This window comes from Fodinicola acaciae, assembly GCF_010993745.1.
GTDB classification, from domain to species: Bacteria; Actinomycetota; Actinomycetes; order Mycobacteriales; family HKI-0501; genus Fodinicola; species Fodinicola acaciae.
On record NZ_WOTN01000003.1, the window covers coordinates 463,084 to 479,957 of the forward strand.

Sequence of the window (16,874 nt, forward strand, 5' to 3'; positions counted from 1 at the left end):
GCGGCACCCAACCCAGCCACAAACAGACCCCGCGCCCTCCCCTTGAGGTCGCCCGCCGCGAAGGCGCCGCCACCCACCCAAAACGCCAGCACCAACCAAGCAATCAGTGCAAGCGCCTAACGACACATGCCTCCTCCGACAGAGCGCCCCTAGCGCCCAGCTATCGGACACCAGGTCACCCCCGCCGCCTCTACGCCAGACCCCGCGCCTTACGGATCTGCTCGACGACGCGGTCGAGTACGCCGGTCAGGTCGAAGTCCTTCGGTGTGAAGACCTCGGCGACGCCGATCCGGCGCAGCTCCGCGGCGTCGGAGTCGGGGATGATCCCGCCGACGACCACCGGCACGTCGTCCATTCCCGCCTCGCGCAATCCGGCCAGCACGTCCGGCACGACGGACAGATGCGAGCCGGAAAGCACGGACAGCCCGACGACGTGTACGTCCTCCTGCACCGCGGCCGCCACGATCTGCGCCGGTGTCAGCCGGATGCCTTGGTAGACAACCTCGAACCCGCAGTCACGCGCGCGTACGGCCACCTGCTCGGCGCCGTTGGAGTGGCCGTCCAGACCGGGCTTGCCGACCAGCATCTTCAGCCGCAGCCCCAATTTCGCACCGGTCGACCGCACCTTCTCCCGCACCGCCTCGATATCGGCGCTCACCGCGGTCCCCGCTCCGCCGCTGACCCCGGTCGGCGCGCGATATTCGCCGAAAACCTCGCGCAAAGCACCGGCCCACTCCCCTGTCGTGACACCGGCCCGCGCACACGCGAGCGTCGCCTCCATCAGGTTGGTCGAGCCCTTCGCCGCTTCGACCAAGCCGCGCAACGCCTCGTCGACGGCCGCCGCGTCACGTTGCGAACGCCATTCGCGTACGGCCTGAACGCACCGCTGCTCCACGGCCTTGTCGACCGTCTGGATCGCCGTGTCGAGGTCGGCGGTCAACGGATTCGGCTCCGTGGAAGTGAACTTGTTGACGCCGACGACCACGTCCTCGCCGGTCTCCATCCGCGCACGGCGAGCCGTCAGCGAGCGTACGAGCTCGGACTTCATGTAGCCGGACTCGACCGCGGCCACCGCGCCGCCCACTTCCTGTACGCGCTTCATCTCCTCGCGCGCACCGTCCACAATGGACTTGACGATCGCCTCGACCACGTGTGAGCCGGTGAAAAGATCGTCGTATTCCAACAGATCCGTCTCATACGCGAGCACCTGCTGCAACCGCAGCGACCACTGCTGGTCCCACGGCCGCGGCAGTCCGAGCGCCTCGTTCCAGGCCGGCAGCTGTACGGCCCGTGCGCGCGCATCGCGGGACAGCGTCACCGCGAGCATTTCCAGCACGATCCGCTGCACGTTGTTCTCCGGCTGCGCCTCGGTCAGGCCGAGCGAGTTCACCTGTACGCCGTAACGAAAACGCCGCTGCTTCGCATCGGTCACGCCGTAACGCTCGGCGGTGAGCTCGTCCCACAGCTGGACGAACGCGCGCATCTTGCACATCTCTTCGACGAAACGTACGCCGGCGTTGACGAAAAACGAGACGCGCGCGACGACTTTGCCGATGTCGCCGGGATCCACCTGACCGGAGTCGCGGACCGCGTCGAGCACCGCGATCGCCGTGGACAAAGCGAAAGCGACCTCCTGCACCGGCGTGGCGCCGGCCTCCTGCAGGTGATACGAGCAGATGTTGATCGGATTCCACTTCGGCACCGCGTTCACCGCGTACGCCACCGTGTCGGTGATCAACCGCAGGCTGGGCCCGGGCGGGAAGACGTATGTGCCGCGGGACAGGTATTCCTTGATGATATCGTTCTGGGTCGTGCCGGCGAGTTGCCGCGCATCGGCGCCCTGCTCCTCCGCGACCACCTGGTATAGCGCGAGCAGCCACATCGCCGTCGCGTTGATGGTCATCGAGGTGTTGGCCTCGGCCAGCGGGATCTGGTCGAAGAGCGCGCGCATGTCGCCGATGTGCGCGACCGGCACGCCAACCTTGCCGACCTCGCCGCGGGACAGCTCGTGGTCGGGGTCGTAGCCGGTCTGCGTCGGCAGGTCGAAGGCCACCGAGAGGCCGGTCTGGCCCTTCTCCAGGTTGCGCCGGTAGAGCTCGTTGGACTCCTTGGCCGTCGAGTGACCGGCGTACGTGCGCATGACCCACGGACGGTCGCGCTCACCTGGACTGCTCGGGTAGGGCACTGGACGTCACCTTCCGTGCTCGACTGGCCGGAAGTCTACTGACGGGTAACGATTCAGATCGGCGGCAAGGCGCATCGGATCACTCCGTGAGGTTGGGCACAGGCCCCCTCAGCGGTGGGACCCGATTGGCCCGCGGCCGGCTCAGGACACCTGGCTGAGCTGCGGTTTCGTGACCTCGTCGAGGATCGAGCCGAGCCGGTCGCGCGTCTGGGTCAGCTCGTCGATGCGCCGGTTGAGCGACGCGAGCCGGCGCTTGACGACGGCGACCCCCGGCGGACACGGATGCGAACTGGCGACGTCACCGTCCAGGCACGGCAGAAACCGCTTCACGTCCTCGACGGTCAGCCCGGCCTCGATCAGAAACCGGATGTTGCGTACGCGGTTGACGGCCTCGACGCCGTAGTCGCGATAGCCGTTGTCGGCCCGAGCCGCCTCCAACAGGCCATGCTCCTCGTAGTGCCGCAACGCGCGCGGTGTCGTACCCGCCAACTCGGCCAACTCACCGATCCGCATAACTCCACACTAGGCACGCGCGCGGCGAGCGTACGAACGAGCGGCTCGCGCGCGATCGCCGCAACGCACCGAGCACCACTGCCGGCGACCGTGACGCAGCAGATAGCGGTTGCACGGCGGCGAGCCGCACATCGCCAGCCGTTCGGCGTCCTCGCTGGTCAGCAGGTCGGCGGCGTTGGCGGCCAGCGCGGCGAGCGCGTGGTCCAGGATCTGGTTGGTCGGACACGGCACCTCGCGCCGTGGCCCCTCCTTGTCGTCCCACAGCAGCAGCGCGACCGTCGGCACCTGGGTCATCGCGTCGTTGACAGCCGCCAAGGCAGCCGGCAGAGCCGGCGCACCGGCCACCCGCGCGGCCAGCAACGACCGGATCTGTTCACGCAGGGAACGCAGCTGCGCCGTACACATCTCGGCCAGGCCGGCGTCCTCCGGCGCCAGGCCACGCTCGGCCAGCCACCGGTTGGCCTGCGCCGGCGTGCCGAGCAGGTCGATGAACTGGCCGCCAGGCAGCGCGAGCGCGCTGTCCGCGAAGTCGAGCGCCACGTACTGCTCGGCGCCGGCCGCCGGCACGATCTCCTCCACCTTCTCATGTTAACGCTTGCCTTTATCCGTGAGGTACGGCTAGCGTCTTCTCACGGATAGACCGTGACTAATCCGTGAGGAGCTTCCATGACGTTTCCGGTGCGCGTGATCGGTGGACCGACCGCCTTCTTCGAGTACGGTGGCCTGCGGTTTCTCACCGACCCCACCTTCGACGGGCCGGGCGACTATCCGGCCGCCGCCGGTACGGGCCTGACCAAGACGGCACCGGCGCCGGTCACGCCGGCCGAGCTGGGAGCGGTCGACGTGGTCCTGCTCTCGCACGACGAGCATCCCGACAACCTCGACCACTCTGGCCGCGCACTGCTCGCGGACGTGCCACTCACGCTCACGACAACGAGTGGAGCCGTACGCCTCGGCGTCACCGGACTGGCCAACTGGCAGGCGATCGAGCTGGCCGGTGGTCGTGTCACGGTGACCGGCGCACCGGCGGTCCACGGCCCCGGCACGGCCGAGGAGGTGGAGCCGGTCACCGGCCAGGTCACCGGTTTCGTGCTGACCGGTAAGGACCTGCCGACCGTGTACGTCAGCGGCGACAACGCGTCACTCGTCGCGGTCAAGGAGATCGCCGAGCGGTTCGGCCCGATCGACACAGCGATCCTGTTCGCCGGCGCGCCGCGCTTCACCAACCTGTTCGACAACGAGCCGCTCGTGCTGGACAGCGCACAGGCCGCCGAGGCCGCGCGGATCCTGGACGCGCGCCGGGTCGTGCCGGTGCACTGCGACAGCTGGGCGCACTTCACCGAAGGTCGTGACGTGTTGGTCGCCGCCTTCGCCGAGGCCGGCCTCGCCGACCGGCTGGCATGACGACTGTCGCGGATCCTCCGCGCGCGCGTACCCAACGCCGCACGCTGACCGTGCTGGTCGTCGCGCAGGTGCTCAGTGGCGCTGGCCTCGCCGCCGGCGTCACCTCCGGCGGGCTGATCGCCCAGCAGATGCTCGGCTCGACCGGCCTGGCCGGCCTTCCCAGCGCGCTCGGCACGGCCGGCTCGGCGCTCGCCGCGATCGCGGTCGGACGCATCTCGCAGGCGCGCGGCCGCCGGCCGGGACTCGCGGCCGGCTATCTGGCCGGCGCGGTCGGCAGCGCCGGCGTGGTCGCCGCCGCGGTGATCGGCAGCGTGCCGCTGCTGTTCCTCACACTGTCCATCTACGGCGCCGGCGCGGCGACGAGCCTGCAGGCGCGCTACGCCGGTGCCGACCTGGCCGCTCCGGCGCATCGCGCCAGAGCGGTGTCGATCGTGCTGGTCGCGACCACGATCGGCGGCCTGGTCGGCCCCAACCTGGCGGCCCCGACCGGCGACCTCGCGCACGCCGTCGGCGTGCCATACCTGACCGGACCGTTCCTGCTGGCCGGCACCGTGTACGGCGTCGCCGCGCTGGTGCTGACGGTCTGGCTCCGGCCGGATCCGCTGCTGCTCGCGCACGACGATCCGCCGGCGACCGACGGTGGCGTGCGGCGGCGTTCCGGCGTACTGACCGGCGCCCTGGTCATGGTCGTGACGCAGCTGGTGATGCTCGGCGTCATGACGATGACGCCGGTCCACATGCACGACCACGGCCACGGCGCGGCGGCGTCCGGCTTCGTCATCGCCGTGCACTTCGGCGCGATGTACCTGCCGTCGCCGCTGACCGGTTGGCTGGTCGACCGTTATGGCCGCCTCGCGATGGCGGTCGCGTCGCTGGTCGCGCTGCTGGCGGCCGGCATCCTGGCCGCGGCGGCGCCGTACGACTCGGTCGCGCTGCTCACCGTGGCGCTCGCGCTGCTCGGTCTGGGCTGGAACTTCGGCCTGGTCACCGGCACGGCGATCCTCACCGACTCGGTGCCGCTGGCCAGTCGGGCGAAGACGCAGGGGCTGGTCGACGTGGCCATCTCCATCGCCGGTGCGTCCGGCGGGATGGTGTCCGGCCTGGTCGTCGCCGCGAGCAGCTTTCCGGTGCTGGCCCTCGCCGGTGCGGCGGTGTCGCTGGCGCTCGTGCCAGCCATCGCCGCGATCGCTAGGGACCCTTACTCACCGCGACGCCACCGTCGACAGCCAGTACGAAACCGGTCGCGAAGCTGGCCTCGTCGCGGCACGCGTTGAGGATCCACCAGGCGATCTCCTCCGGCTGACCGATGCGGCCGAGCGGCGTGAACTCCTCGGCGGCGGCGCGCATCGCGGCTCGTTGCTCGGCCGGCACGCCATTGTTGACCAGCACCGGAGTCGCGATGATGCCTGGCGCGATGCCGACGACGCGGACGCGCCGCGGCGCCAGCTCGACGGCCCACGTACGGGTGAGAAACTCCAGCGCCACCTTGGACGCGCCGTAGATCGACGCGCCCGGCCACGCGCGCAGGCCGTGCATGATCGCCGTACTCAGGTTGACGATCGTGCCGCCGTCGGACAGGTGCGGCAGCGCGGCCTGGGTGAGGAAGACCGGCGCGAACAGGTTGGTCTGGAAGATCCGCTCAACCTGCACACGGTCGTGCTCGCCCAGCGCGCCGCCACCGATGATGGCCGCGTTGTTCACGATGATGTCGATGTGGCCGTACGCGCCGACCGCGGCATCGACGACCGCGTCCGGCTCCTCGGTGATGTCGGCCGCGTACGGCGTGATCCGCGGATCGTCGCCGGCCGTCTCGACCAGCCGTTCCTTCGTACGACCAACGGCCAGCACCTGCGCTCCGGCGCTGGCGAAGGCGCGTGCGGTGGCTCTGCCGATGCCCGATCCGGCGCCGGTGACGACCACGGCCTTGTCCTGCAGGGAATCCGTCATGACCGGACGCTAAAACCCTGCCGCAGGTGGCAAGGTCAACCGCCGCGTACGGAAAAGGCCGCTGGAGTCCCGAGACTCCAGCGGCCGTTTTCATTTTCGGTTGCCCCCGTGTGGGGCTCTGCGTCCCCGTGAGAGCTCTATGTGGTGGTGCATTCTCCAGGTGGTGGTGCTGTCAGATGTCGTGCTCAGGCTGCCGTGCGCACCGACTCCGACCGGAGCACCCGGTCGAAGCCGATGATCCGGAGCAGCCGCGCCACCCGCGGCGGCGTGCCGCGCAGGGTCATGGTCCGGCCGCTGCGGGCCGCCAGCCGCTGGGTGCCGGCCAGCACCCCGAGGCCGGTGGCGTCCACCAGCTGTACGTCGCTCAGATCGACCACCAGGGTGCCGCTGCCGACTCCGACCGCGGCGTGCAGCCGTTCTCGTATGTCCGTGGCCGTCGACGCGTCCAGACGGCCGTCTATGCACACGACGGTGAGTCCACCGTCGTAGCGCTGACGGGGAATGGTCGCCAAGGTTGCCGTCCCGTCCACCCTGATCCCCCGATCGTCATCGTTCGAGTCCCGCTTCGCCATGCTCGTGTCCCCCTCCGTCGCCGGCACCCCTTGCGGTAGTGACGTGCCAACGGCCGATCGGTGACGCGGTCTTGCCGACTCACTTACTCAGACGCTCGCGGCGGCCAACCGGTTGCGTCGGTAACCAACATCTTGCCAACCACCACCGACAAAACCATCGCTCTGCGGGTTGAACGCGTCCCCTAGGGGCTCCTACTGGAGGTCTAGGGTGGCCTCCCCATCTCGTCCGTATGGATTAGGCCGCTCGATCAGGCAGCAATCGCCGACTACTGCGCGCACGGCGAGCGTCGCGGTGCCACACTGTGGGGATGGACCTGGTGGTGGCGCTCCTCGTGGTGGCCGTCCTCGCCCTCATCCTGCGGTGGGCGTACGGCTCGCCACGGCCGAAGGACTCCGAGCTGGCCGACTTCCTGGCTGAGCAACAGCCGCTGGAGTTCGACGACGAACCGGACTCCGCCGTGCCGCCCGGCCGCTTCGGCCTGCTCGTGTCGGTCGCCAGGGTGGGCACCGAGGCCGACGGCCGCGCGCTGAAGTCGATGCTGGCCGACGCCGGCATCCGGGCCACCACCAGCCAGGACGACGGCGCCACCGTGGTGCTCGTCTTCCCGGCCGACGCGCCACGCGCTCGCCGCCTGGTCGGCCACGGTCAGGTCTGAGCCGCCTTCCGCAGCCGGCCCCACGGCTTGAAGACCGACAAAACGGCGGAAAACCCCAGAAGGCTGAACGAGACGATCGGCGGATACAACAGCGACTGCGCCGACGAGCCGATCACCGCGCGTACGGCGTCACCGGTCGCCGCCACCGGCGTGGCCGCGAGCTCGCCCACACCGGGGATCAGCGCCACGTAGACGAGCGTGACCAGCAGCAGACCGATCGCCAGCTTGCTCGCCACCCACCAATAGCGGACCAGCCCCCACTTGGTGCCGAGCCCCAGCAGCACGCCGGTGCCGACCATCAGCAGGCTGAGCGCCCCGACGCCGAGCGGCACGGCCACCGTGAGCGCGAGGAAGCAACTGGCCGCGAGCGTGCCGCTGGAGGTCGTGAGGCCGGTCAGCACCAACGCGAAGAACGCGAGGTCCATCCCCATCCAGCCCACGCTGGCGAAGATGTGCAGCAACAGGACCGACTTGCGTGCGGCTCGAGGCAACTGGCGTGACATGACGATTCCTTTGGATGAGGAGAACAACCAGGTCGAATCGTCGCCGCCGCGGCGGCCTCGCGCGTCGCACCGACAGCGGCTCCTCGCGTACGTCAGCGGACGTACGTTGATGTGTGCGCGCCGGCCTGGAAGGCTGCGTGCGTGACTGCTGATGGTGTCCGGCTGAAAGAGCCGCGTGGCCGGTGGATCCTCGCCGCGACGGTGCTCGGCTCCAGCCTGGCGATGCTCGACTCGACGATCGTCAACGTCGCCCTGCCGGTGATCGGCGACGACCTCAAGGCCTCACTCGACGGCCTCCAGTGGACGGTCAACGCGTACACGCTGACCCTGGCCGGGCTGATCCTGCTGGCCGGTGCGCTCGGCGACCGGTACGGACGGCGGCGGGTCTTCCTGATCGGGGTGGTCTGGTTCGCCCTCGCGTCCGCACTGTGTGGCGCCGCGCTCAACGTCGAGATGCTGATCGCCGCACGCGCGCTGCAAGGCGTCGGCGGCGCGCTGCTCACACCAGGTGCGCTGGCCATCATCCAGGCCTCCTTCACGCCTGACGACCGCCCGCGCGCGGTCGGCGCGTGGTCCGGTCTCGGCGGCGTCGCCGGCGCGATCGGCCCCTTCCTCGGCGGCTGGGTGATCGCGGCGGCCGGCTGGCGGTGGGCCTTCCTGCTCAACCTGCCGCTGGCCGCGGTCATCCTGCTGGTGACGCTGCGGCACGTGCCCGAGTCGTCGGACGAGTCGCTGCGCGACGACGGTCACCGCGGCTTCGACACCCTCGGGGCCACGCTGGCCGCCGTGGCGCTGGCCTGCATCACGTACGCGCTCACCGAGGCGCCGCAGGGCAACCTGCCGCTCGTGGTGGCGACCGGCGCCGCCGGCATCGCGGCCGGCGTCGCGTTCGTGTTCGTCGAGCGGCACCGCGGCGCCGGCCGCGGGCCCGACCCGATGCTCCGGCTGGACATCTTCCGGTCGGCGCAGTTCACCGCGGTCAACATCGTCACGTTCATCGTGTACGGCGGGATGGGGATCCAGTTCTTCCTGCTGATGCTGCATCTGCAGGTGGTCGCGAAGTATTCGCCCATCGTCGCCGGCACGGCCCTGCTGCCGGTGACCGTACTCATGCTGCTGCTGTCGGCGCGGGCCGGCGCGCTCGCGCAACGCATCGGTCCGCGGCTGCTGATGACCGCCGGCACGCTGGTCGCCGCCACCGGCATGCTGCTGACCCTGCGGATCAACGAGCACGCGTCGTACGTCCTGGACGTGCTGCCGGCGATGATCGTCTTCGGCCTCGGCCTGTCCGCGGTCGTCGCGCCGCTGACCGCCACCGTGCTGGCCACCGCCGACGTGCGCCATGCCGGTGTGGCCAGCGGCGTCAACAACGCGGTGGCCCGCGCCGCCAGCCTGTTCTCGGTCGCCGCGATCCCACCGCTGGTCGGCCTGACCGGCGACGCGTACCAGTCGGCGGCCACCGTCAACGCCGGCTTCGACAAGGCGATGCTGATCGCGGCCGCGTTGCTGCTGGTCGGCGCGGTGCTGACGTTCTTCACCGTACGAGACGACGCGCTGCGCCCGAAGGTCGCGACCCCGGAGTGCACCTTCAACTGCGGCATCGGCGCCCCACCGCTGGAGCCCGGCACGCGTACAAAATCCATCCAGCAGGCGTAGAGCTCAGGTCCAGGGATCGCGGCCGAGGAGCGCCACCAGCTGGTCGCCCGGGCTCGCCAGCAGCGGCGGCGTGACGGCCGGGCCGAACAACACCGGGCGGTCCGCGTCGCTGATCACCATCGGCACGATCGGCAGCAGGTCACGCGCGAGCGGCGCCGGCACGGGTTGTCGCCGTCCGGTCGCCTGCGACACGTCCCAGCCGTGTACGGCCACCTCGATGGCGCCGGTCGTCGCCACCGTGATCGCGGTCAGCGGGCAGCCGGCCACGGTGATCGGTTCGCCCTCCGAACGGGCCCAGCAGCCGAGCAGCCGCGTCGCGGCCTGCCGAAACGCGATCACCGGGTCGGCGGCGCCGACCTCCGGCTCCGGTGGGCTGATGCTGCCGCCTTCGATGCCTTCCTGCAGCGCGGCCAGCGACTCGTTGAGGTGGCACACCAGCTGCCGCAGGTTCCACCGCTGGCAGGGCGTCGGGCCGATCAGCGGATCCCCGGCCAGGTCTCGTACGGTCCCCAACGCGTAGCTGAGCGCGCGCTCCAGCAGTCCGATCCCGTACGCGAGCTCCGCGGCCGGGTAGGCGACGGTCATGTCCCTGCGGGGACAGCGGCGGGCAGGTCGTCGGGGTGCACGTCCGGCAGGCCGAAGGTGGGAAACAGCGTCAGGTCGAAGAACACCATCATCTTGGTGACGTGGTCACCGTCGGTGGTCGGCACCTGCAACGAATGCGCGCGGTGTACGCCGTCGCCGGTGTCGATGTAGACGGCCAGCGCGTTCTGCCCGTTCGCCTGCGTCGGCACCATCTTGATCGCACCGGGGCCGTTGCCGGGACACTGGTCCTCGATCAGCCGGCGTACGTTCTCGCGGCCGACGAACCAGGCCAGGAACGGCGGCATCTCCCAGACGATGTCCTGCTTGAGCAGGCCCATGATCGCCTCGGTGTCATAACGCTCGAAGGCGTCCACATAGCGCGCCAGTAGCGCACGCTCACGCGGGTCCTCCGGCTCGACGACCTCGTCCTGGGCCGGCGCCGCGTCCTTCAGCTCCGCGCGCGCACGCTGCAACGCGCTGTTGACCGCCGCGGTCGAGGTCTCCAGCAGCTCGGCCACCTCGGCGGCGCGCCAGGCCAGCACGTCGCGCATGATCAGCACCGCGCGTTGCCGCGCCGGCAGGTGTTGCAGAGCCGCGATCAGCGCCAGCCGCGTGCTCTCCTTGGAGGTGACGATCGCCGCCGGGTCGGACGGGCTCTCCTCGCTGCCGCCGGCGGTCGGAATCGGCTGCAGCCACGCCACCTCGGTCGACTCACGCAGGTCGCCGGTCGGCTCGTCGCTGGGACCGCCGAAGTCCGACGGCATCGGCCGCTTGCTGCGGCTTTCCAACGCGGTCAGGCAGGTGCGCGTGGCGATCTTGTAGAGCCAGGTACGCAGCGACGACCGGCCCTCGAACGCGTCGTAGGCCTTCCAGGCACGGATGTAGGTCTCCTGCACCAGGTCCTCGGCGTCGTGCACCGACCCCAGCATCCGGTAACAGTGCGCCAGCAACTCACGCCGGAACGGGTCCGTGAGCCGTACGAACTCGTCGTTGTCCGACATCGCTCTCCCTTGGTCGACCTGCGTCTACTCTTGCAGACCGGCCAACGTTGGAAAACTCATCGCGCCCGGATCAGAATTCCAGCGCGAGCTCGTCGTCCGGCACGGTGACCCGCTCGATGTCGGCGCCCAGGCTCTGCAGCTGCGGCACCATCGCCGGATAGCCGCGGTCGACGTGCTTGATCTCCGACACCTCGGTCACGCCGTCGGCGCACAGGCCGGCCAGGATCAGGCCGGCACCGGCGCGGATGTCGTGGGCGGTCACCGGGGCACCGGAGAGCTGCTCGCGGCCGCGTACGACCGCGTGGTGGCCGTCTGTGCGTACGTCCGCGCCGAGCCGCGCCATCTCGTTGACGAACATGAAGCGCGCGTCGAAGACGTTTTCGGTGACCATCGAGGCGCCGTCGCTGATCGCCGCCAGCGCGATCGCCATCGGCATCAGGTCGGTCGGGAAGCCGGGATAGGGCAACGTGACGACGTCGACGGCACGCGGCCGGCGGTTCATCCGTACCCGGAAGCCGTCCTGCTCCGGCCGCACCTCGGCGCCGGCGGTGGAGATCTTGTCCAGCGCGATGTCCAGGTGCCGGTGATCGGCGCCGCGGATCAGCACGTCGCCGCGGGTCATCGTGGCGGCGACGGCCCAGGTGCCGGCCACCATCCGGTCGCCGACGGTGCGGTGGCGCACCGGTTTGAGCTCGGGCACGCCTTCGACCACCACGGTCGACTCGCCAGCGCCCTCGATCCTGGCGCCCATCTCGGTCAGCATCTGGCAGATGTCGACGATCTCCGGCTCGCGCGCCGCGTTGTCGATCACCGTCGTGCCGTTGGCCAGCACCGCGGCGCTGACCAGGTTTTCGGTCGCGCCGACGCTCGGGAAGTCGAGCCAGATCGAGGCGCCGTGCAGCCGGTCGGCCTCGGCGATCACGAAGCCGTGCTCGCTGGAGACCTTGGCCCCCATCCGCTCCAGGCCGTCGATGTGCATGTCCAGGCCACGCGAGCCGATCGCGTCACCGCCCGGATAGGCCACCTTGACCCGGCCGCGCCGGGTGATCAGCGGGCCGAGCACGCAGATCGACGCGCGCAGCCGGCGCACCAGGTCATAGTCGGCCTCGGTGCCGGGCTCGGCCGGCACGTCGATGGTCAGCTCGTCATCGGTCCAGTCGACCTCGCAGCCGAGCCGGCGCAGCAGCTCGGCCATGATCGTCACGTCCAGGATGCGCGGGACGTTCTCGATGACCGTACGGCCTTCGGCCAGCAGCGCGGCCGCCATCAGCTTCAGGACGCTGTTCTTCGCGCCGGCGACATTCACCTCGCCGGACAGTCGAGCGCCGCCTCGGACCCTGATGATTTCCACCCGCGCCATGGTATGCGGCTCTCCATCACGTCGTTGTGTCCGGCCCAGGAAATGTCTGAACGCGCACAGAGTTACCGGTTCAGCCAGGTTTCAATCTCGACATAAAGGCCCTTCCTGGTCGCTTCCGGCGCGAACGACGCTTCGACACCGGCGCACGCGATGTCCGCGAGCACGTCGTCCTGATAACCGAACGTGTCTTTTACCCGCGAATATTCGTCGGTCAGCGTGACGTCGCCGATGACGTTCGGGATGTCGGTGTTGAGCGTCACGGCGAGATCGGCGTCGAGGAGCCGCGGTAACGGATGTTCGGCGTACGACGGCACCAGGCTGAGGCCGACGTTGGACGACGGACAGACCTCGAGCGCGATGCCCCGCTCGCGTACGTCCTCGACGAGCTCGTCGTCCTCCAGGACGCGAAAGCCGTGGCCGAGCCGCTCGGCGCGGCCGACGACGAGCGCCTCGCGGATGCTGTCGGCACCGCCTGCCTCGCCGGCGTGGTGCACGACATGCAGACCGGTGTCGGCCGCCGCCGCGAAAATCTCCTTGAACGGAGCCAACGAATACGCCTCGTCACCGGCCATGCCGATCGCGACCACGCCCCGCTCGGCGTGACGCTTCGCGAGTTCCAGCGTCCGCCACGCGCGCTCCACTGACCGCCGGCGCGAGTGGTCGAGGATCACCTGGCATTCGACGCCGCACGCCTCCTGGCCCTCGTCCAGGCCGTCCAGCACCGCCGCCAGCGGCATGTCGAGGTCGCCCAGCCGCTCGCCATGCGAGGCGGCCGTGAACGTCACCTCCGCATAACGCACACCGTCCGCCGCCTGGTCCGCGCAGAACTCCACCGCGATACGCCGAAAGTCGGCCGGCGTCCGCAGTGACTCGCGGATCCGCGTGTTGAAGTCGGCGAAGTCCCGGAAATCCCTGAACCGCTGCCGCGGATCCGGTGTGCGTACGCCGAAGTCCGCGAGCGTCGCCGGCCGGACCGTGCTCTCCAGATGGATGTGCAGATGAGCCTTCGGCAGCGTTCGCAGGTCGCGCATTCCTTCAGCGTACTTTCTTTTCCGGACAACAAAAAACCTGAAAGCCGCTCGCGGGTCGCGAGCGGCTTTCAGGTAAGAAGTCCGGCGGCGTCCTACTCTCCCACACCGTCACCAGTGCAGTACCATCGGCGCTGAGAGGCTTAGCTTCCGGGTTCGGAATGGGACCGGGCGTTTCCCTCTCGCTATGACCACCGAAACACTATGGAGTTCTCGCCGTTCTGGATGGGCGTGCCTCCAGAACCGCACAGTGGACGTAGTAGCAGCAGAAATCTGTGTATGTGGTCAAGTCCTCGGCCTATTAGTACCGGTCAGCTCCACGTGTTTCCACGCTTCCACTTCCGGCCTATCAACCCGGTGGTCTAGCCGGGGGCCTTACCCAGTTAACCTGGTGGGAAACCTCATCTTGAAGCGAGCTTCCCGCTTAGATGCTTTCAGCGGTTATCCCTTCCGAACGTAGCCAACCAGCCGTGCTCCTGGCGGAACAACTGGCACACCAGAGGTTCGTCCGTCCCGGTCCTCTCGTACTAAGGACAGCCCTTCTCAAGTTTCCTACGCGCGCGGCGGATAGGGACCGAACTGTCTCGCGACGTTCTAAACCCAGCTCGCGTGCCGCTTTAATGGGCGAACAGCCCAACCCTTGGGACCGACTCCAGCCCCAGGATGCGACGAGCCGACATCGAGGTGCCAAACCATCCCGTCGATATGGACTCTTGGGGAAGATCAGCCTGTTATCCCCGGGGTACCTTTTATCCGTTGAGCGACACCGCTTCCACCAGCCAGTGCCGGATCACTAGTCCCAGCTTTCGCTCCTGCTCGACACGTCCGTCTCACAGTCAAGCTCCCTTATGCACTTACACTCACCACCTGATTGCCAACCAGGCTGAGGGAACCTTTGGGCGCCTCCGTTACCCTTTAGGAGGCAACCGCCCCAGTTAAACTACCCACCTGACACTGTCCCTGAACCGGATCACGGTCCGAAGTTAGATATCCAGTACGACCAGAGTGGTATTTCAACGATGACTCCACCAACACTGGCGTGCCAGCTTCACAGTCTCCCACCTATCCTACACAAGCCGAACCGAACACCAATATCAAGCTGTAGTGAAGGTCCCGGGGTCTTTCCGTCCTGCCGCGCGTAACGAGCATCTTTACTCGTAGTGCAATTTCGCCGAGTCTGCGGTTGAGACAGTGGAGAAGTCGTTACGCCATTCGTGCAGGTCGGAACTTACCCGACAAGGAATTTCGCTACCTTAGGATGGTTATAGTTACCACCGCCGTTTACTGGCGCTTCAGTTCTCAGCTTCGCCCACGAATGGACTAACCGGTCCCCTTAACGTTCCAGCACCGGGCAGGCGTCAGTCCGTATACATCGTCTTACGACTTCGCACGGACCTGTGTTTTTAGTAAACAGTCGCTTCTCCCTGGTCTCTGCGGCCATACCACGCTCCAGCAGCAAGTGCCTTCACGCGTCCGGCCCCCCTTCTCCCGAAGTTACGGGGGCAATTTGCCGAGTTCCTTAACCACAGTTCACTCGATCGCCTCGGTATTCTCTACCTGACCACCTGTGTCGGTTTGGGGTACGGGCCACTCGAAGCTCGCTAGAGGCTTTTCTCGACAGCATAGGATCACTGACTTCCCCTCAATCGGGTCGGCATCACGTCTCAGACACATGAGGTACGGATTTGCCTATACCTCGTCCTACACGCTTACCCCGGCACTACCATCCACCGGGCTCAGCTACCTTCCTGCGTCACCCCATCGCTTGACTACTACAACCCGGGGTCACCCGCTCCACCACCTCACCCCGAAGGGATCCGCGGCTTTGGGGGCTTAGCACAAAGCTGCCTCATCATGGACGCTTCTTCGCGGGTACGGGAATATCAACCCGTTGTCCATCGACTACGCCTGTCGGCCTCGCCTTAGGTCCCGACTTACCCTGGGCGGATTAGCCTGGCCCAGGAACCCTTGGTCATCCGGCGGACGGGTTTCTCACCCGTCTTTCGCTACTCATGCCTGCATTCTCACTCGCACGGCATCCACGACTAGGTCACCCTGCCGCTTCACCCGCCGCACGACGCTCCCCTACCCACCCACACACCTAGACCCACACTCGAAAGAGTGGGCCAAGCTAACGTGTGAATGCCACAGCTTCGGCGATGTGCTTGAGCCCCGCTACATTGTCGGCGCGGAATCACTTGACCAGTGGGCTATTACGCACTCTTTAAAGGGTGGCTGCTTCTAAGCCAACCTCCTGGTTGTCTATGCAACTCCACATCCTTTTCCACTTAGCACACGCTTAGGGGCCTTAGCTGGTGGTCTGGGCTGTTTCCCTCTCGACTACGAAGCTTATCCCCCGCAGTCTCACTGCCACGCTCTCACTTACCGGCATTCGGAGTTTGGCTGACTTCAGTAAGCTTGTCGGCCCCCTAGGCCATCCAGTGCTCTACCTCCGGCAAGAAACACGCAACGCTGCACCTAAATGCATTTCGGGGAGAACCAGCTATCACGAAGTTTGATTGGCCTTTCACCCCTACCCACAGCTCATCCCCCAGGTTTTAAACCCTGGTGGGTTCGGTCCTCCACACGGTCTTACCCGCGCTTCAACCTGGCCATGGGTAGATCACTCCGCTTCGGGTCTAGAGCACGCGACTCAAACGCCCTATTCAGACTCGCTTTCGCTACGGCTACCCCACCCGGGTTAACCTCGCCACGTACCACTAACTCGCAGGCTCATTCTTCAAAAGGCACGCCATCACGAACAACCACAAAGGGCTGAGGACGCTCTGACGGCTTGTAGGCACACGGTTTCAGGTACTATTTCACTCCCCTCCCGGGGTACTTTTCACCTTTCCCTCACGGTACTTGTCCGCTATCGGTCACCAGGGAGTATTTAGGCTTGACAGGTGGTCCTGCCAGATTCACAACGAGTTTCACGAGCTCGCTGCTACTTGGGATCCCACTCAGGAGACTCCTCGTTTTCGTCTACGGGGGTATCACCCACTACGCCCACCATTTCCATGATGTTCGACTAACGAAGAATTTTCTAACTCCCCGACCATCCGGCAGAATGATCAAAATGGTCCCACGACCCCCAACACGCAACGCCCGCCGACTATCACACGTGCCAGGTTTAGCCTCATCCGCTTTCGCTCGCCACTACTCACGGAATCACAATTGTTTTCTCTTCCTACGGGTACTGAGATGTTTCACTTCCCCGCGTTCCCTCCACACGCCCTATATATTCAGACGCGGGTGACTGGACATAACTCCAGCCGGGTTACCCCATTCGGACACCCTCGGATCAAAGCTAGGTTGGGAACTCCCCGAGGCTTATCGCACCCTCCAACGTCCTTCATCGGCTCCTGGTGCCAAGGCATCCACCGTGTGCCCTTCATAACTTGGCCACAAAGATAAAAGATGCTCTACGTCCACTGTGCAGTTCTCAAGGTACGCCCGGACAC

General features: G+C 67.2%; 13 protein-coding genes, 2 rRNA genes and 1 pseudogene. 4 read left to right on the forward strand and 12 right to left on the reverse strand.

Features of this window, described 5'->3' with window-relative positions; all coding sequences use genetic code 11:
* Window positions 1-190: 190 nt before the first annotated feature.
* The 3 genes from GNX95_RS28550 to GNX95_RS28560 all read right to left on the reverse strand — a co-directional run bounded on the left by GNX95_RS28550 (window position 191) and on the right by GNX95_RS28560 (window position 3,277).
* Entirely contained in the window at window positions 191-2,185 is a 1,995-nt protein-coding gene (locus GNX95_RS28550) for a protein meaA (RefSeq protein WP_163510720.1), read from the reverse strand.
* 141 nt (window positions 2,186-2,326) lie between these two features.
* Window positions 2,327-2,698 carry a MerR family transcriptional regulator gene (locus GNX95_RS28555; RefSeq protein WP_163510721.1) on the reverse strand — a complete coding sequence of 124 codons (372 nt, stop codon included), beginning with the start codon at window positions 2,696-2,698 and terminating at the stop codon, window positions 2,327-2,329.
* A gap of 9 nt (window positions 2,699-2,707) precedes the next feature.
* The gene (locus tag GNX95_RS28560; protein ID WP_163510722.1) at window positions 2,708-3,277 is read right to left on the reverse strand and encodes an ABATE domain-containing protein; all 570 of its coding nucleotides are present in this window, start codon (window positions 3,275-3,277) and stop codon (window positions 2,708-2,710) included.
* Window positions 3,278-3,364: 87 nt separating this feature from the next.
* Here GNX95_RS28560 and GNX95_RS28565 point away from each other — a divergent pair, with 87 nt between their 5' ends.
* A complete protein-coding gene (locus GNX95_RS28565) occupies window positions 3,365-4,102 on the forward strand; it encodes an MBL fold metallo-hydrolase (RefSeq protein WP_163510723.1) in 738 nt (245 codons plus the stop codon).
* Window positions 4,099-5,376, forward strand: coding sequence for an MFS transporter (locus tag GNX95_RS28570; protein WP_163510724.1), 1,278 nt, complete (start codon window positions 4,099-4,101; stop codon window positions 5,374-5,376). The genes GNX95_RS28565 and GNX95_RS28570 overlap by 4 nt, the downstream gene beginning before the upstream one ends.
* Here the strand turns inward: GNX95_RS28570 and GNX95_RS28575 are convergent.
* Together GNX95_RS28575 and GNX95_RS28580 are read right to left on the reverse strand one after the other, a co-directional pair.
* Window positions 5,291-6,049, reverse strand: coding sequence for an SDR family NAD(P)-dependent oxidoreductase (locus GNX95_RS28575; RefSeq protein WP_187369717.1), 759 nt, complete (start codon window positions 6,047-6,049; stop codon window positions 5,291-5,293). The genes GNX95_RS28570 and GNX95_RS28575 overlap by 86 nt on opposite strands.
* A 185-nt stretch (window positions 6,050-6,234) precedes the next feature.
* Window positions 6,235-6,621, reverse strand: coding sequence for an STAS domain-containing protein (locus GNX95_RS28580; RefSeq protein WP_163510725.1), 387 nt, complete (start codon window positions 6,619-6,621; stop codon window positions 6,235-6,237).
* Window positions 6,622-6,929: 308 nt separating this feature from the next.
* Here GNX95_RS28580 and GNX95_RS28585 point away from each other — a divergent pair, with 308 nt between their 5' ends.
* Complete coding sequence (locus GNX95_RS28585; protein WP_163510726.1) at window positions 6,930-7,277, forward strand: hypothetical protein; 348 nt, start codon at window positions 6,930-6,932, stop codon at window positions 7,275-7,277.
* Here GNX95_RS28585 and GNX95_RS28590 read toward each other — a convergent pair.
* Window positions 7,268-7,780: a hypothetical protein gene (locus GNX95_RS28590; RefSeq protein ID WP_163510727.1), complete on the reverse strand. Its 513-nt coding sequence runs from the start codon at window positions 7,778-7,780 to the stop codon at window positions 7,268-7,270. The two genes, GNX95_RS28585 and GNX95_RS28590, sit on opposite strands and share 10 nt — an antisense overlap.
* A gap of 141 nt (window positions 7,781-7,921) precedes the next feature.
* Between GNX95_RS28590 and GNX95_RS28595 the strand changes: the two genes are divergently transcribed.
* Window positions 7,922-9,436, forward strand: a complete 1,515-nt coding sequence (locus GNX95_RS28595) for an MFS transporter (protein WP_246281791.1) — start codon at window positions 7,922-7,924, stop codon at window positions 9,434-9,436.
* 3 nt (window positions 9,437-9,439) lie between these two features.
* On the opposite strand, the gene GNX95_RS28600 is transcribed toward GNX95_RS28595, so the two are convergent.
* The 6 genes and pseudogenes from GNX95_RS28600 to GNX95_RS28625 all read right to left on the reverse strand — a co-directional run bounded on the left by GNX95_RS28600 (window position 9,440) and on the right by GNX95_RS28625 (window position 16,817).
* Window positions 9,440-10,021, reverse strand: a complete 582-nt coding sequence (locus GNX95_RS28600) for a TIGR03086 family metal-binding protein (RefSeq protein ID WP_163510728.1) — start codon at window positions 10,019-10,021, stop codon at window positions 9,440-9,442.
* Window positions 10,018-11,025, reverse strand: a pseudogene (locus GNX95_RS28605) (sigma-70 family RNA polymerase sigma factor); the annotation flags it as partial. The pseudogene GNX95_RS28605 and the gene GNX95_RS28600, both read right to left, overlap by 4 nt.
* A gap of 67 nt (window positions 11,026-11,092) precedes the next feature.
* A complete protein-coding gene (gene murA, locus GNX95_RS28610; protein ID WP_246281792.1) occupies window positions 11,093-12,373 on the reverse strand; it encodes a UDP-N-acetylglucosamine 1-carboxyvinyltransferase in 1,281 nt (426 codons plus the stop codon).
* Window positions 12,374-12,444: 71 nt separating this feature from the next.
* On the reverse strand, window positions 12,445-13,413 hold the full coding sequence (add, locus tag GNX95_RS28615; RefSeq protein ID WP_163510731.1) for an adenosine deaminase: 969 nt from the start codon (window positions 13,411-13,413) through the stop codon (window positions 12,445-12,447).
* Between the two features lie 79 nt (window positions 13,414-13,492).
* Window positions 13,493-13,609: ribosomal RNA gene (gene rrf, locus GNX95_RS28620) — 5S ribosomal RNA — on the reverse strand.
* 82 nt (window positions 13,610-13,691) lie between these two features.
* A 23S ribosomal RNA gene (locus tag GNX95_RS28625) occupies window positions 13,692-16,817 on the reverse strand.
* Window positions 16,818-16,874: the final 57 nt, after the last annotated feature.

What these genes read in the sequence shown, in the direction of transcription:
- GNX95_RS28555 (WP_163510721.1), bottom strand. Translation starts at nt 2,698, where the DNA reads ATGCGGATCGGTGAGTTGGCCGAGTTGGCGGGTACGACACCGCGCGCG.
- GNX95_RS28565 (WP_163510723.1), top strand. Translation starts at nt 3,365, where the DNA reads ATGACGTTTCCGGTGCGCGTGATCGGTGGACCGACCGCCTTCTTCGAG.
- GNX95_RS28570 (WP_163510724.1), top strand. Translation starts at nt 4,099, where the DNA reads ATGACGACTGTCGCGGATCCTCCGCGCGCGCGTACCCAACGCCGCACG.
- GNX95_RS28575 (WP_187369717.1), bottom strand. Translation starts at nt 6,049, where the DNA reads ATGACGGATTCCCTGCAGGACAAGGCCGTGGTCGTCACCGGCGCCGGA.
- GNX95_RS28580 (WP_163510725.1), bottom strand. Translation starts at nt 6,621, where the DNA reads ATGGCGAAGCGGGACTCGAACGATGACGATCGGGGGATCAGGGTGGAC.
- GNX95_RS28585 (WP_163510726.1), top strand. Translation starts at nt 6,930, where the DNA reads ATGGACCTGGTGGTGGCGCTCCTCGTGGTGGCCGTCCTCGCCCTCATC.
- GNX95_RS28590 (WP_163510727.1), bottom strand. Translation starts at nt 7,780, where the DNA reads ATGTCACGCCAGTTGCCTCGAGCCGCACGCAAGTCGGTCCTGTTGCTG.
- GNX95_RS28600 (WP_163510728.1), bottom strand. Translation starts at nt 10,021, where the DNA reads ATGACCGTCGCCTACCCGGCCGCGGAGCTCGCGTACGGGATCGGACTG.
- add (WP_163510731.1), bottom strand. Translation starts at nt 13,413, where the DNA reads ATGCGCGACCTGCGAACGCTGCCGAAGGCTCATCTGCACATCCATCTG.